Raw genomic sequence first — 16040 nt, 5'->3', positions numbered from 1 at the left:
CCCCTATGTAGATATTTTAATTATTAATTCAAATATTCTTTCTGTAAATCCTACTATTGTATGAAGCATAAAACTTGCTGTTAAAAGACCTACCGCAGCTACCCCTATAAGTTTTGGAACAAATGTTAAAGTCTGTTCCTGTATTTGTGTTGTAGCTTGAAAAATACTTATTATAAGACCTACTACTATAGATACTAGTAGTATTGGACCTGCCATTTTCATTGATGTGAAAAGAGCATCTTTAACTATTCCTATTATTAAATTCTCACTCATTATAAGTCACCTCACCCAAAACTTAATACTAATGCTCTTGTAATTAAATACCATCCATCTACCATTACAAATAATAATAATTTAAAAGGTAGTGCTATCATAACTGGTGGAAGCATAAACATCCCCATAGACATTAGTACACTTGCAACTACCATATCTATAATTAAAAATGGTAAAAATAATAAAAACCCTATTTCAAAGGCGGTTTTAAGTTCACTTATTGCAAAAGCTGGTACCACAACATATAACGGCACATTCTCCCTTGTTACCTCTTCTTTATTTATTTTAGAAGTTTCAATAAATAATTCTAAATCCTTCTGCCTTGTTTCTTTAAGCATAAACTCTCTTAAAGGTTTTGCTCCTGCCTCAAAAGCTTGATCTTGATTTATAGTGTTTTCCATAAATGGTTTAAATGCATTATCATTTATAGTTGTATAAACTGGTTGCATTATAAATATTGTTAAAAACAATGAAATCCCTATTAAAACTTGATTAGGTATTGATTGTTGAGCCCCTAATGCACCTTTTAAAAATGAAAATACAACTACTATTCTTGTAAAACAAGTTGCCATCATTATTACTGATGGTAATAATGTTAAAATAGTTAAAAATATTAAAAGTTTTATATTATCTACATAATCTTTAGGAGTACCCTCTCCCCCTAAAGAAATATTAACATCTGGTATATCAACCGTATTTGGTGCTGCAAAGGCTTTCGTTGTGAAAAATATTGTTACTATTGCAAATGCTATTAACATAATACCTAAATACTTCTTTTTATTTTTCATTTCCTTTACCCCCGCCACAAATCTTCTTTTTTAGTTTTAAAGCTCTTTCTTTTATTAAATTAATTGTATTTTCATATTTAATATTTGTTTCTTCAAATCTTTTTAATTTTTCTTTTTGTATATTAATCATTTCCTCTTCAGATAAATCTTCTAACTTTTCTGTTTTTCCTTCAGATGATGACATGACATATCCTTTTTTCCCTATTTTCACAATTAATATGTAGCTATCTTTTGAGATTTGAACTTTATCTATTACATTAATATATTTATTATCATTAATATCATTAATCTTCTTATTACTTAGATTAAATAGTATAAGTATTAATCCTAGTATTATTGCTAATGATATTATTAATTTTATAATCATCATAAAAATATCCATTTAACGCTTCCTTTATTGTACAATTTTCTCTGTTATATAAACATTTAAAATTACACCCTTTGTTAGTTTTTGATTTAACCTTTTAATTAACTCACTTTTTAAAGCCTCTTCATTTGCTGCTTCCAAATTTTCTACAGTGCAAGATTCAAAATAATGTACAACAACATCTCTTATTACTGCATGCTTTTTTTCAACTTCCGCAGTTAACTCTTTATTTTTTTCATCAAACCCTATTGATAATTTTAATTTAACATATCTTTTCGCATCCGTATCACTTAAGTTTACAAATACTTCTCCAACTTCACTAGTTATTTCTTCTATAACTACTACTTTTGCAGTGTCTCCACCTTTCATTGATGTAAAATATACACCTGCAAAGGTAGCTCCTCCAATTACTAATAGTACAACTATAAACGCTATTATTTTTTTTCCTTTACTCATCTCTTTCTCCTTTAAACTTTTTTATTAATTGTTATCAATTGCCATAATCAATATATCAACTCTTCTATTTTTCGCCATATTTTCTTCTGAATCATTTGCAGCTACCGGTTGATATTCCCCATATCCAGCTGCACTAAATCTCGCTGGGTTTTGCCCCATATTTTCTATAAAGTACCTTACTACATTTACTGATCTATCTACCGATAGCTCCCAATTTGATGGAAACTTCGAGGTATTAATAACTCTGTTATCTGTGTGTCCTTCTACTAATATCTGATTGGGCACTGATCCTATTAATGAATTTATTTTTCCAAGTACTTCTTTACTATCGCCTCTTAATATTGAACTTGATGTTTCAAATAAAATATTATCTCTTAATTGAATTACAATTCCTCTTTCACTATTAATTATCTCTACTACTTTCTCTAAATTATTTTCTTCAACAAATTTTTTAACATTATCATACATTTGTTGTTGCGCTGTTGCTGCGTCATCAACAGGAGTTTCTATGTCCTCCTCCCCACCGATTAACGGAACCGTTCCATTATACAAATCATATTTCATTATAGTATCTCCAGATTCACCAGCCATAACTGTTTTAAAAGCTTGTGATAAGCTATCCATTTTTTCTTGTTCAACACTAGACATTGCATATAAAAGCACGAAAAATGTAAGTAGCAATGTTATACAATCTGCATATGTAGCTAACCATTCATCACCTGTAAGTCCACCTTCCTGCTGCTTTTTCTTCCTAGCCATTATTTACAACTCCTTCATTAAGTTCAGCTGTTGAATTTTGATATTCTAATCTAACTTTTGGCTGCAGATATGTTAAAAGTTTTTCTTCTACTATTCTAGGGTTAACACCAGATTGAATTGATAAAATCCCTTCTAACATCATTTCTCTTATTCCAACTTCTTTAGCACTTTTTCTCTTTAAATCAGTTGCAATTGGCACACAAAAAAGGTTAGCCAGTATTGTTCCATAGAAAGTTGTAAGTAATGCTACTCCCATCCCTTTTGCTATACTAGTTACATCAGTTAAGTTTTGCATCATTTGTATAAGTCCTATTAACGTACCTATCATACCAAATGCTGGTGCAAAACCACCCCAAGCACTAAAAATCCCTGCATTTTTTGAATGCCTATCTTCCATTTCTCCAATTTCAAGTTCTAATATATTCTTTATAGTTTCTGGTTCAATACCATCAACTACCATTTGAAGTCCTTTTTTTAAAAATTTATCATCAATTTGGGATATTTCATCTTCTAGTGATAATAACCCTTCTCTTCTAGCCTTTCTTGAAAGCTCTGAAAACTTCATAATTATTTCTTTACCTGAGGTATCTGCCTCTTTAAATGATTGTCCAAGTAACTTAGGTATTTTCTTAATATCTTCTACTGAGTATGCAATTAAAACAGCACAAAAAGATCCACCTACAGTAATAAACACTGATGCCAAGTCCCAAAATATTTTTAGACTTCCACCCATTAACATCCCATAAAGTATTAATGCAAGTCCAATTACTATTCCTGCTGGCGTTAATTTATCTAACTTTTTCATATCTTAACTCCTCCTAAAACTTATAATTAATAATTTTGCTTTTATATCTAATTACCTTTTCTCTTACTTCTTCAATACTATCTAAAACAATATATTTTTTACTATTAGTTAATGTAATTAGAGTTTCAGGCATCTCTTCAATTTTCTCTATATGATCTGCATTTAATGTAAATTCTTTATTATTCATACCAGTTAAAATAATCATAATTTTACCACCTTTTTTTAAATTAATTAAGTTTAGATAAACATTTTTATATTATATTTACCTAAAGTTAATTATTTTTTTAATATATACTTATATTTAGTAATTTATAAGCTATAGGCCAGAAAGTTCTTTCGAACTTTCCTTTAGTACTCTATTTTCATTTGCCCATAGCTTATTTTCTACTAATTAAAAACTATCTCTTTAAGTTAATAATATCTTGTAATATTTCGTCTCCTGTTGTTATCATTTTACCTGCGGCTTGGAATGCTCTAGTTGAGATTATCATATCAGTAAATTGCTCTGCTAAATCTACATTTGACATTTCAAGCATTCCTTGCAAATTAGCCCCATATCCCTTTGAGTTATCATCTCCAAGAGTTCCTATACCACTTTTAATTATAGCATCACCGGAGTTAACTGATGATGAATAAAGATTACCACCAAGTTTTGCTAATCCTTCTGGATTTTTAAAATTTGCCATTCCAATTTGTCCAAGTGCTGCAACTCTACCATCTTCTAATACTCCATTTATTATTCCTGTACTATCAATTGTATAAGTTTTAACTCTGAGCTCTAAATCTGTTCCTGGTATTCTTACCTTATCTGGTATTTTCATAGTTTTTAATTGTCCGTCATAAGCTTTAAGTGTTTTAGTTCCATCAACAAAATTTAACAATCCATCTGTTCCTAAACTTTGTATTGGTGTACCACCAAGAGTAAGTCCTGATTCGGTTCCACCAATTTCCATAGTTTTACCTGTCACCATTATTGATTGATTAATTCCTTTGTTTTGAAGAGCTTTGTTAATTGAGTTTTGAGCTGCATCTATTGTCATTGCTCCAGCTGTAGTGAAATCTCCATTAATTGTAATTGTCTTATTTTTTTCATCTATTTCAGTATCTGATTTTGTTCCTGCTGTTATTTTACCAATTTGAATTTTATATCCATTTAAAGATCCACCTGGTGTAAATGCGAATTGCATTGAACCGAGCTCAAGAGCTGTTGCTGTCATTAGCTCTCCACCACCCTCAATTGCATCTGCAGTTAATCCTGAATAAATCTTAGCAGTTCCACCTACCTTTATTTTATAATCAGCTGTAATTGCTACTCCTTTAGTTTTTAATGCTGCATTTATTGCATTTTCAATCTCCACTGCACTAGTTCCTGGATATGAAGCAAAGTCACCTGACAAAACAATTTTTGCAGGTCTATTATCTGCAGCAATTGGTTTAGTTGGATCTTGTAGAGTAACTTCAGCACCAGGCACAGATGCTCTTGTATCTCCTATTTCAATTTCAATACCATTAAATTCAGTTCCTTCTGGTAACTCAAATTTAAATCCACCTACATTAATTTCTTTAGGAGCCTTATTATCAGTTCCTCCAGCAATTTTTATTTTACTACTAATATTATTCACAACTGCTCCACTAACAGTTATTGTAGTTTTAATACTAGCATTTTTTAATGCAGTCTTCATCTTAGCATCTATATCTGCTGATGTAGGTACTTTTGTAGAATCAACTGATGAAAAGTTCCCCTTAATAATAATAGATGGTCCTTCTTTATTTATTAGCACTTCTGTTGGTCCATCAACTTGTTGTGCACTAATTGTATATCCATTTAGGTCTTTTCCGTTACCAAATGTAAAGTTCAAACCTGCTAATGGTTCAATTACTACTTTACCATCTTTATCTACTAAAGCTCCTGTTGGAGGTGCTGCTATAGTTCCACTTATATCTGTTTTACCTGTAATATTTGCTAAGTTCATAGCACTACCACCAATATTTAAAACTTGCTGTTTATAACCTTTACCTTTAATTTCTGCATTTATCTTTTCTTGTAAATTCTTAGCAGATACATTTCCGCCTACAAAATCACCATCTATTTTAATTTTTTTTGTATCTGGATCCAAATTAACTTTTAAATCTGTTCCTTTACCAACTTCTCCTATTTGAAAAGTATAACCATTTAATCCACTACCTTCACTTAATTGAAGTGTGAACCCACCAATTGTAACTGCATTAGGTGAAGTTGCATCTGCTCCTCCCTTAACACCTTCTGATGATAAATCCGCTATATTTATAGGTTTACCTGATACAAACACTTGTTGTGATATTCCAGCTGATGAAAGTCCTTTATTTATAGCTGATTCTACTTGTGCTGTTGTCAATCCATTTACAGTTGAAAAATCTCCATTTACAACAATAAGTTTTTGAGTTTTATCAACATCTGAAGTTGTTACCGTTCCAGGTCCTACAGCTCCTAAAACAACTTTATAACCATTTAATTGTGACCCAGGTCCGAATTTAAAATCTAGTCCTGCTGTTGATACGTCGTTTGGTTTCTTTGCTGTAGCTTCCATTGAGCTATCATCATTTGTTAATGAATATCCCATAACTCTGAATCCGTCACCAGTTAAAAGATTACCACCTTCATCTAATATAAATGATCCATCTCTTGAATACATAATCTCTGTATTTCCATTTGCAAGTGATTGTGAAGTTAGTCCATGTGCCCCAGCTCTATGATTTACTTCTAAAACCCCATCATTTATTGCAGGTCCCTTACTTACCATAAAGAATCCAGAACCATCTATGGCTACATCTAATGACCTTCCAGTTGGTTGCATCATACCTTGAGTCATTACTGAATCAATACTTGCAAGTTGAACTCCAAGTCCTACTTGACTTGCATTTACCCCACCTTTATTATTTCCAGGTGCCATTGCATCTGAAACATTTTGACTTAGCATATCACTAAATCTTGCTCTTGATGACTTAAAGGAAGTAGTACCTACATTTGATATATTATTTCCTATAACATCTAATTTTACTTGGTTAACCTTCATTCCACTTATTCCTGAATACATTGATCTTAACATAAAATTTGACCTCCACCCTTTTTTAAAAATACCTTGCTTCTATCTTTCCACAAGGCAATAGCCTCCATTTCTGGTCCAGCCTATAAAATAACTACACTATCTATATTGGTAAATATATTTTCCTTAGCTCTTTCTTTTTCAACTGCTGTAATAATTGTCTTATTTTCAATACTAGCTATTAAAGCTACATCTTTATACATTATCACAGAATTTTTCGCACCTTTAGCTTCTGCTATTTTAAATCCTTTTCCTATAGCATCCATGTCTTGCTCATTAAAGTTTATCTCCTTTAACCTATCTGCTGCATGTTTTGAAAGAGTATATCCCCTATTTTTTTCTATGGTTTTATCTAATATATCTTTAAATCTATTACTATTTTTCAGCTTATTTTGATTTATGGCATTTCCTGCACTAACATTCGGAAAATTTCCTACTGGATAAGCCCTTCCATCAACTATTCTAAATCCCATTAAAACTCACCTGTCTTTAATTTAATTAATTAAACACTTTCTTCTTTAGGTGTTTCTGTATCTGGAGTCTCTGGTACTTCGTCCCCCTTTTCTGATACTTTAATAACCTTATCATAAGTAAATTCTTTAATTTCATCTGTACCCTCTAATTTAATTCTAACCTTTATAACACCATCATCTTTAACAACACCTAAAACAGTGCCCTTTAAGTTTTTCTCATCTTTATCTTTTTCACTTAGTTCAACATTCTTACCAATAAATGCTGTTGCCACTAAGAAAGACATATTTCCATTCATATTAGTAATTGGAGGAAGGGTATAATCTGGTACATCTAAAACTGTTACAACATCAGCAATATCAAAAGGCTTAATCTCATTTTTACCATTTACATTAACTTCTACTGAAATAGTAGTCTTCCCAGCTGTAGTAGTAACAGCTCTAACTACTCCTGTATATGGTTTACCTTCATTATCAACAGCCTTCATGGTAACACCTTTTCCAGCTAAATCATGGGCTGTATAATTAGTCATTGTAGTGTTTAGATTATTCATTTGCTCCATTGATGAAAATTGTGCCATTTGAGTAACATATTTTGTTGAATCATTGTCTCCCATAGGATCCATATTAGATAATTCTGCTGATAATATTTTCAAAAAAGCATTTTTATCCATATCTTGCCCGGGTTTCATAATTTTAGTTCCTTTTTCTGTTGCTCTTTCACCTGTATAATTATTTATAGTTAAATCTGTCATAGTTTTCTTATTTACATTTATATCTGCCATAGTTTTCACTCCTTACACTAATAAATTTACACTACTATCATCATATAACTTTTCATCCTCTTGTAAATCCTCTGTAAAAAATCCTGATTCCTTAGATGAATTTCTACCTTGTTTATTTTGATTATTCTTAAACAATTCATCTTGACTACTTTCTCCACCGTGATATGTAGGATCATCACTATATAGTCCAATATTTACTTCATGTATTTTAATATTTTGTTGCTCTAAACTCTTTTTAATCTCATTAAGATTAGAATTTAATAAGTTATATGTTTCTTTTGATATAGCTTTAATATCAGCTTTTAAAATCCCCTCTTCAGAAAGTAATTTTATTGTCATTTCTCCAAGTTCTTTTGGATAAATTTTAACTTTCAATTCTGCTACAGCATTTTTCATCATAAACTTAACATTTTTAATTATATCTGTATCTATAGTCTCTTTACTTACAACCATTGGCTCTTTAATAACTTCGTTGGATTTAACATTTAATCTGTTTATTAAAGTATTTTGATTATTTAAGCCTGCATTTTCATTTCCACCTAATATTTTTGCAAGAAGCTTATCTTCTTTAGAAACTTCAGTCTTTAGTTCTTCTACTTCTAATAACGATTTATCAACTACACCATTATCTTTAACTTCGCTAAATCTTTTAGGATCTAAAGTTGCTTTTAAATCTGCTAATACACTCTTAACTTCACTTTCAATAGTATTATCAGTAGAAGTATCTACATTACTACTTTGCTTAACATCTATAAACCCCTTAGTTACTATTGATCTATCTTCAATTTTTTCAGTTCCTAAGATTGTTTTTATATTTGTTACTATACTTTCAACTTCGCTCTTAGCTTCATTGTCAATAGTATTAACCATAGAAATATCCACCGTACTATTTTGCTTAGCTACTTTAATTTCCTTAGTTTCAATTCCTTGCTTAGTAATTGTTTTTGGTACTATATCTACCTTATTAAACAAGTTTTCAGTTAAGCCTTCTAAAGCTGTTTTAAATTCTTGCATTTGATTAGTAGATAAAACTCCATCAATTTTTTTTGAATTTAAAGTCTCTAAAATAGTATTTGTTAAATTCAAAGCCTCTTTAGTAAGATTATTATTTTTTATTACTTCCATATCAACTTGAGTATCAATATTATTTAACAAAGGAATCTCTTTATTATTAACTTCTGCAATACTACTTTGCATAAGCATTGGATCTTCAAGTTTTACTGGTAATAAACTTTTAATCTCTGGTGAATTTAAAATTTGATTTAAAAGAGCTACTACTTCTTCAAGTATTTGGCCTTCAAATTTATTTCCTTGGAAATTTTCTTCATTACTAATAATTTCAACTACTTCTTTAACAGTCTCTTTAACCTTAGAATCTTCTGTTACTTTAACATCATTGCTATTTATAAATTCTTTTTTATTCAAACTATTATTTGATCTATTTTCATCATTAGTAGGTTTTTCTGTTTTTTTATTTAAAATCTTTTTGAAATTATTATCTGTAGTTATTTTTTCTACATTATTACTTTTCGAAATATTTTGAGTTGGCTCTTTAGTAGGTATGTTTAAACTAAATTTGTTATCTATCATCTATTTTTCACCTCCCTCCCCTTGGACATCTCTATTATTTTCTTTGAAGCTGCCTGATTTCTCATATATGCATAAAGAGCAAATTCATCATTATTTATTTGTTCAATTCTGTTTTGCTCCTTGTTATATGATATCAACTGATTTTCTTTAAGAATATCAACTGTTTTTCTTTCTATTTGCTTCTTTTTTAAGTCTTCTCTTCTGAAATCTAACTCTCGCTCTCTAAGCTTCAGTTCTTTTTCTGTTTCATCTATTCCCTTATTAATAGCAAACAAATAGTTCTTTTTAATTTTTTGATAAACTAAGGTTTCACCTTTATTTATGCCATTATATTTTTTATAATTATCATTTAAGTCATTTAACCTAATTTCAGTTTTTTTAGTTTCTCTTTGACTTTGGGTAAATTTTCTTTTACTTTCCTCTTCTTGTTTACCTCTTATTTCTAGAAGTTTTTCTAAACCAAATTTAAACCCTTTTGGCATATTACCCCTTCTTTCTATCTATTAAATAGCGATATTAAATTTCCTACTGAGTCTTCAAATTCTGATTTTTCTTCAACACTCTGCTTCAAATAATTTTCTAAAGCATCATGATATTCTATAGATAAATCAATTTTTTTATTGCTACCTCTTACATAAGCTCCCAGGTTAATTAAATCCTCTGATTCTTTATAAGTTGCAAGTAAATCTCTTGCTATTGATGCTGATTCTTTATGATCATTATCCGTAATTGAAGACATAAGTCTACTTACACTATTTAGAATATCAATTGCTGGATAATGGTTTTTATGGGCAAGTGCTCTTGATAACACAATATGTCCATCCAAAATACCTCTTACCGCATCTGCAATAGGTTCATTAAAATCATCACCATCAACAAGAACTGTATAAAAGCCTGTAATTGATCCCTTGTCTGAGGTCCCTGCTCTTTCCATTAACTTAGGTAACATTGCAAAAACTGAAGGTGTATATCCTTTTTGAGCTGGAGGTTCACCAATAGCAAGTCCAACTTCTCTTTGAGCCATAGCAAACCTTGTAACAGAATCCATCATTAAAATAACTTTCTTACCTTGGTCTCTAAAATATTCTGCTATAGCTGTTGCTGTTAATGCACCTTTTATTCTTACAAGAGCCGGTTTATCTGAAGTTGCACAAACTACAACTGATCTTTTCATACCTTCTGGTCCTAAATCTTTTTCAATAAACTCAAGAACCTCTCTTCCTCTTTCACCAATTAAAGCAATTACATTTATATCTGCTTTTGCCTCTCTTGCTATCATTCCAAGTGTTGTACTTTTACCAACCCCTGACCCCGCAAATATACCTATTCTTTGACCATCACCACAAGTCAAAAAGCCATCAATAGCTCTTACACCTGTAGGTAATACTTCTTTTATTCTTTTTCTTTTTAATGGATCTGGAGGTTGATTTTCTAAAGGATATGCTTTATCACTTAAAATATCATTTCCCTCTAAAGGATTTCCAAGTCCATCAAGAACCCGTCCTAAGAGTTCATTTGAACACTTAACTTCTAAAGGTCTCTTTTCTGGTATTACTCTACACCCCGGAGCTATTCCTATAAGTTCTCCAAGGGGCATTAACAAAACAGCATCTTCCCTAAACCCCACAACTTCACAGTTTACAGGCTTGTTTTCTAGATTATATATAGTACAAAGCTCTCCTACAAAAGCTTGTATGCCTTGCACTTCAATAGTTAATCCAATAATTTGTTTTACAATGCCTTCACAGTATGTTGTATTTATTTCTTGGATTTTTCTATTTAACATATCAAAATCTATGTTTATCATATTTTCCTCCAACATACTATTTAAGTATTAGTTCTTCTAATTTTTGCAGTGCAATATCCATTCCTACAATTGTCTTACCTGTCTTTTTTTGAACTTCAGCATTTCCAGGTTCCATAAGTGTATCTTCTAAAATAAATATTTCTCCCTTTATTGCATAAGCTTTTTGCCAATAACTTAACTTTTCTCTAATAGGTTCACTATGCACTGGGTTACATTTTATAACTATATTTTCTTCCCCTTTAGATTTTTCTAAAATAGGATCTATTAAATGTAATATTCCCTCTGACAATTTAAGTTCTTTACCTGAAATTACTTTAGCCATTTCTAAGGCAAGGTTAATTATTTCACTTCTTTTTTCACTCATATAGTTTTCATAATCACAAGCGGCTAAGGCTAAAATACTTTCTGCTTTTTCTATATCTTTTTTAACCTTATCCTCTGTATCCATTAAAGATTTTTCATAGCCCTTTTTATAACCATCCTCATATCCATTTCCAGTACCATTTGCATATCCACTATCATAAGCAACTCTTTCAGCTATAGCTGCTTCTTCTAAGGATTTTAAAACTATTACTTCTGCCTCTTTTTTAGCGTTTTTAACAATTCCTACACCAATATTTTCATAACTCTGTATTATGGAGTCAACATCTATAACCTCTTCTTGCTTTTGTTTTTCTTCTCTTAAAGTTTTATTAATGTACTTAGTAGCAATTATTTGATTATTTCCTATAGTTGCTACTGCACTCTTTATAAGGTTATATGATGATTGCATCTTCCCCACCTCTTGAGACAATTATTTCTCCTGCTTCTTCTAATCTTCTAATTATAGAAACAATTTTTTGTTGTGATTTTTCCACATCCATTAATCTTACAGGTCCAAGGAATTCCATATCTTCCTTTAATGAAGCTGCAGCTCTCTTAGATTGGTTCTTGTAAATAACATTTGCCACATCTTCAGAACATCCCTTAAGTGCAAGCGCAAGTTCTTTAACTTCAACTTCTCTAAGAAGTCTTTGAATTGAAACATCATCAAGAGTAATAATATCTTCAAATACAAACATTGAATTTCTAATTTTTTCAGCAAGGACCTCATCTTCTCTTTCTAAGCCTTCTGTAATATTCTTCTCTGTAGTTCTATCAACTTGATTTAGTATATCTACAAGTGTTTCTACGCCACCAAGAGTTGTCATCTCAGTTCTTAAAACACTAAACAATTTATTATTTAGTACTTTTTCAATTTCTTTAATTACCATTGGCGATGTATTGCTCATAGTAGCAATCCTTAAAGCCACATCACTTTGAACCTCTTCTGGCAGATCTGCTAAAACCTGAGCTGCTTTATCTGGTTGAAGATAACATAATATTAAAGCTATAGTTTGTGGATGCTCATAGTTAAGAACATTTAACAGTTGGCTAGCATCTGCCTTTCTTGCTATTGCAAATGGTCTATATTGTTGGTTTGCTTCTGATACCCTACTAAGTATTTCACTTGCTTTTTGAGGTCCTAAAGCCTTTGAAAGTAATGCTCTTGCATAATCCATTCCGCCTTCAACAATATAGTCTTTAGCTTTATTTGTTTCTAAGAACTCATTTAATATATTTTCTCTTTGCTCTGAAGAAACTGAAGCTATATTTGCAATTTCATAAGTAATTTTTTGTATTTCACTTTCTGGAAGCTTCTTTAATATACCTGAAGATGCTTCTGGTCCAAGAGTTATAAACAGTATAGCTACTTTTTGTATTCCATTTAATTTATTTATGTCTCTTGCCATTTCATCACCTCTCATTTTCAGATAACCAAGACTTAACAATGTCTACTACTTGTTCTGGTTTATCTTGTGCATATTTTTTAATTTCTTCTTCGAGCTGTGTCTTAGGACTATTATCACCAAAATCTATTGGAGTTAATGGTTCTTGTATATTTTTAGATATTCTATCCTCAATAACCACATCTAATAAATTCCCTTCTTCTTTGACTTCAGCATTTTTTCTTCTCTTTTTAAGTAGAACTACTATAATCGTAATAATTATTCCTAAACCAAGTAATCCTATAACAACGTATGTAATAATTTTATTTCTTTGTTCTGCCTTTAACATTTCATCCATAGCTGCAGCAGCTGCATCATCTTTTGCAAGCGGATCAAAGTTTATACCTTCAATAGTAATAGCATCTCCTCTTTCAAGGTTAAATCCTATAGCCGTTCCCACTGATTTTTCAATTGCTTTTTGCAAATTCGGATCTAAATCCCCATCTATAAATACTGTTGCTGTTAATCTTTTAACTTCCCCTGGCGCACTAATTACCTTACTTTCTATTTTTCCACTTTCATAATTAGTTTTTTGATCTTCCTTTGAAGATTTGGAAGTTGTATTTTTATCCGCTATAGTATTTCCCATATTATTATCTACAGGACTTTCTGTTGCTTGTCCATCATTTGTTCCATTAATTTCTTTTAAAGTTTGTTGACTTACTATAACTTTATTTGGGTCAATTACTGTTTTTGTTTCTTGCTTTGAATCAAAATCTAAGTCTACATTTACCTTTGTAGTTATTTTCTTTCCTACAACAGGTTGCAATAGGTCAAGTATTGATTTTTCAAGAGTCTTTTCATATTTTTGTTCTAATAAATTCTGTTTTTCAATTTCATCAGAACTAACAATACTTCCATCCTTATTATTTAAACCCTTAGTTAGTAAATTCATCTTATCATCAACAACTTCTATATTTTCCTTAGGTATATTTTCTGTACTTCCAGAAACTAAAGCTACAATTGAGCTAACTTGTTCCATAGATAGATCATTCCCAGCCACAAGTTTTAAATAAACTGCTGCTTTTCCTGGCTCCTTATCTTCTACAAATACAGAATCCTTTGAAGGAGTTATATGTACTCTTACATTATCAACTTGAGAAAAACTTCTTATAGTTTTTTCCAATTCCCCTTGTTGCATCCTAAGCTTCTTAATTTTAAATTCCTCATCAGTCATTCCAAAAGAACTACTACCATCCATAAGTTCAAAGCCCTTACTTCCTGTAGATAACTCTGGAGCAATTTCTAATCTTAACTCATCTACATTGTCTTTTGGCACCATTATTGCTTCGCCTTCTATTTTCATGTCTACTTTCTTTTCTTTTAGCTTACTTGTAACAAGCTGTGCGTCACTTGGCTCAAGCCCTGAAAATAGAATTTTATATTTATTATTGGCCGAATAAAAAAACATTGATATTATAGCAATAATTAATGTAACTAATGCTATAACAATCGCAATTTTTACACCTTTGCCTAAAGCTTTAAATCCTGTCCAAAGTTTCTTGAAGCCTTCTTTAAGCTTATCCATCTACACTCAATCTCCTTACACTATAGCTGCATTCTCGTTAGTTCTTGTACTGCCTCTACTACTTTATTTCTAATTTGAACTGCTAATTGAAGAGATATTTTCGCCTCTTCACCAGCTAACATAACATCATTTATATCTACATCTTGTCCTGATGCAAGCCCTTTAGTTAATTCATCAGCTATAACTTGTTTATCATTTACTTTATCTAAGCTCTCTTTGAAAAAGCTATCAAAACTTACCCCACTTGATTGTTTATCATTCTTTAAAGGATTATTAAATATAGCTTCACTTGGTACAAATTCATTAATTTTCATATTTACAACTCCTACCTTCCAATTTCTAATGATTTCATAAACATGCTTTTACTAGCATTTAAGGTATCAACATTAGCTTCATAAGATCTTGAAGCCGATATCATATCTGCCATTTCATTTAAAACATTAACATTTGGCATTGTTACATAACCTTCTTTATTAGCATCTGGATGACTTGGATCAAAAACAGTTCTTAAAGGAGACTTGTCCTCAAGTATTCCAACTGCTTTAACTCCATTTAATCCTTTTTCATTATCTAATGATTCTTGAAAAACAGCTACTTTTCTAACATAAGGTTTTCCATCTTTTCCTCTTGTAGTTGTTGCATTAGACATATTAGATGTTATTGTATCCATTCTTAACCGCTCTGCTGAAAGACCACTTGCACTAATTCTCATAGAATTAAACATACTCATTATTATTTACCTCCCACCTGCTATTATATTTTTCATAGAATTTAACTTCCCATTAGCCTGAGTAATTAAAGCATTATACATAAGTGTATTTGAAGCTTGATTTACTTTTTCCAAATCTAAATCTACGTTATTTCCATCAGTTCTCATACTAGTACTTTTATCTTGTTTTATAGATATACTTCCTAACTCATTATCATCTTTTATATGACCAGGCTTAGTTTGTTTTAACTCAAAGTTTTCTTTTTCATTTTTAAAATTCTCTTCAAAAGTTACATATGATTTTTTATATTCTTTTGTATTTATGTTTGCCATATTATTTGCTATAACTTTTCCTCTTAAAGTTGACGCTTTAAGCCCCTGTTTAATCAAGCTATAGGTTTCATTATTGCTTATATCCAATGTTCTTCTCTCCTCTACAATCTTTTTATATTAATTCGTCAAATTGTTATCATATAGAACATTATATGATAACCGGCTTCTTTTTCATAGTCCTTTTTTGAAATACATTAACTTTTATATTAAACTTTTTTTAATTTTTTTATAATAATATTTGCTTGTTTTTTTTATATTTCGCTTATATATTCTAGCTATTTCCTCCTTTAACCTACTATTTTTTCCATATAATAGATTAAACATATTAATTTTATTATTTTGCAAATAATTTTATTCTATTTTATTGTATTAGATTAATTTTTCACGCGAATATATTATTAAAAATGTCGAATTATAGTTTTCCATTTAAATAAGGACTTTACATTTTGAAATTATTGTGGTAAAGGATTTTTATCCAT

General features: G+C 30.4%; 19 protein-coding genes. All 19 read right to left on the bottom strand.

Annotated elements, in window-relative coordinates:
• Nucleotides 1-3: 3 nt before the first annotated feature.
• Entirely contained in the window at nt 4-273 is a 270-nt protein-coding gene (fliQ, locus tag BLS77_RS12945; protein WP_089970570.1) for a flagellar biosynthesis protein FliQ, read from the bottom strand.
• An 11-nt stretch (nt 274-284) separates the two neighbouring features.
• On the bottom strand, nt 285-1061 hold the full coding sequence (fliP, locus tag BLS77_RS12940; protein ID WP_089970568.1) for a flagellar type III secretion system pore protein FliP: 777 nt from the start codon (nt 1059-1061) through the stop codon (nt 285-287).
• A complete protein-coding gene (locus BLS77_RS12935) occupies nt 1051-1443 on the bottom strand; it encodes a flagellar biosynthetic protein FliO (protein ID WP_089970566.1) in 393 nt (130 codons plus the stop codon). The genes fliP and BLS77_RS12935 overlap by 11 nt, the downstream gene beginning before the upstream one ends.
• A 12-nt stretch (nt 1444-1455) precedes the next feature.
• Nucleotides 1456-1884, bottom strand: coding sequence for a flagellar basal body-associated FliL family protein (locus BLS77_RS12930; protein WP_089970563.1), 429 nt, complete (start codon nt 1882-1884; stop codon nt 1456-1458).
• A gap of 24 nt (nt 1885-1908) precedes the next feature.
• Entirely contained in the window at nt 1909-2643 is a 735-nt protein-coding gene (locus BLS77_RS12925) for a flagellar motor protein MotB (RefSeq protein ID WP_089970560.1), read from the bottom strand.
• Complete coding sequence (locus BLS77_RS12920) at nt 2636-3448, bottom strand: motility protein A (RefSeq protein WP_089970558.1); 813 nt, start codon at nt 3446-3448, stop codon at nt 2636-2638. The genes BLS77_RS12925 and BLS77_RS12920 overlap by 8 nt, the downstream gene beginning before the upstream one ends.
• A gap of 13 nt (nt 3449-3461) precedes the next feature.
• Nucleotides 3462-3653 (bottom strand): flagellar FlbD family protein, encoded by a 192-nt coding sequence (locus BLS77_RS12915; protein ID WP_089970555.1) that lies wholly within the window; start codon nt 3651-3653, stop codon nt 3462-3464.
• 193 nt (nt 3654-3846) lie between these two features.
• Nucleotides 3847-6534, bottom strand: coding sequence for a flagellar hook-basal body complex protein (locus BLS77_RS20860; protein WP_089970552.1), 2688 nt, complete (start codon nt 6532-6534; stop codon nt 3847-3849).
• A gap of 80 nt (nt 6535-6614) precedes the next feature.
• Nucleotides 6615-7004: a TIGR02530 family flagellar biosynthesis protein gene (locus BLS77_RS12905; protein WP_089970549.1), complete on the bottom strand. Its 390-nt coding sequence runs from the start codon at nt 7002-7004 to the stop codon at nt 6615-6617.
• Between the two features lie 29 nt (nt 7005-7033).
• Complete coding sequence (locus BLS77_RS12900) at nt 7034-7786, bottom strand: flagellar hook assembly protein FlgD (RefSeq protein WP_242873986.1); 753 nt, start codon at nt 7784-7786, stop codon at nt 7034-7036.
• Between the two features lie 12 nt (nt 7787-7798).
• Nucleotides 7799-9376 (bottom strand): flagellar hook-length control protein FliK, encoded by a 1578-nt coding sequence (locus tag BLS77_RS12895; protein ID WP_089970546.1) that lies wholly within the window; start codon nt 9374-9376, stop codon nt 7799-7801.
• Entirely contained in the window at nt 9373-9858 is a 486-nt protein-coding gene (gene fliJ / locus BLS77_RS12890) for a flagellar export protein FliJ (protein WP_089970545.1), read from the bottom strand. Before fliJ ends, BLS77_RS12895 begins: the two co-directional genes overlap by 4 nt.
• A 14-nt stretch (nt 9859-9872) precedes the next feature.
• Nucleotides 9873-11183 (bottom strand): flagellar protein export ATPase FliI, encoded by a 1311-nt coding sequence (fliI, locus tag BLS77_RS12885; protein WP_175490857.1) that lies wholly within the window; start codon nt 11181-11183, stop codon nt 9873-9875.
• 16 nt (nt 11184-11199) lie between these two features.
• Nucleotides 11200-11955, bottom strand: coding sequence for a FliH/SctL family protein (locus BLS77_RS12880; RefSeq protein ID WP_089970540.1), 756 nt, complete (start codon nt 11953-11955; stop codon nt 11200-11202).
• Complete coding sequence (gene fliG / locus BLS77_RS12875) at nt 11939-12955, bottom strand: flagellar motor switch protein FliG (protein WP_089970537.1); 1017 nt, start codon at nt 12953-12955, stop codon at nt 11939-11941. Before fliG ends, BLS77_RS12880 begins: the two co-directional genes overlap by 17 nt.
• A 4-nt stretch (nt 12956-12959) precedes the next feature.
• Nucleotides 12960-14519, bottom strand: coding sequence for a flagellar basal-body MS-ring/collar protein FliF (gene fliF / locus BLS77_RS12870; protein ID WP_089970534.1), 1560 nt, complete (start codon nt 14517-14519; stop codon nt 12960-12962).
• A 20-nt stretch (nt 14520-14539) separates the two neighbouring features.
• Entirely contained in the window at nt 14540-14833 is a 294-nt protein-coding gene (gene fliE, locus BLS77_RS12865; protein WP_089970531.1) for a flagellar hook-basal body complex protein FliE, read from the bottom strand.
• Between the two features lie 11 nt (nt 14834-14844).
• Nucleotides 14845-15249 carry a flagellar basal body rod protein FlgC gene (gene flgC, locus BLS77_RS12860; RefSeq protein WP_089970528.1) on the bottom strand — a complete coding sequence of 135 codons (405 nt, stop codon included), beginning with the start codon at nt 15247-15249 and terminating at the stop codon, nt 14845-14847.
• A gap of 6 nt (nt 15250-15255) precedes the next feature.
• Nucleotides 15256-15648, bottom strand: coding sequence for a flagellar basal body rod protein FlgB (gene flgB, locus BLS77_RS12855; RefSeq protein ID WP_089970526.1), 393 nt, complete (start codon nt 15646-15648; stop codon nt 15256-15258).
• Nucleotides 15649-16040 lie beyond the last annotated feature (392 nt).

The organism is Clostridium gasigenes (assembly GCF_900104115.1).
GTDB classification, from domain to species: Bacteria; Bacillota; Clostridia; order Clostridiales; family Clostridiaceae; genus Clostridium; species Clostridium gasigenes.
Note: the sequence above shows the minus strand (reverse complement) of the source record. Positions and strands in the feature narration are given on the sequence as shown.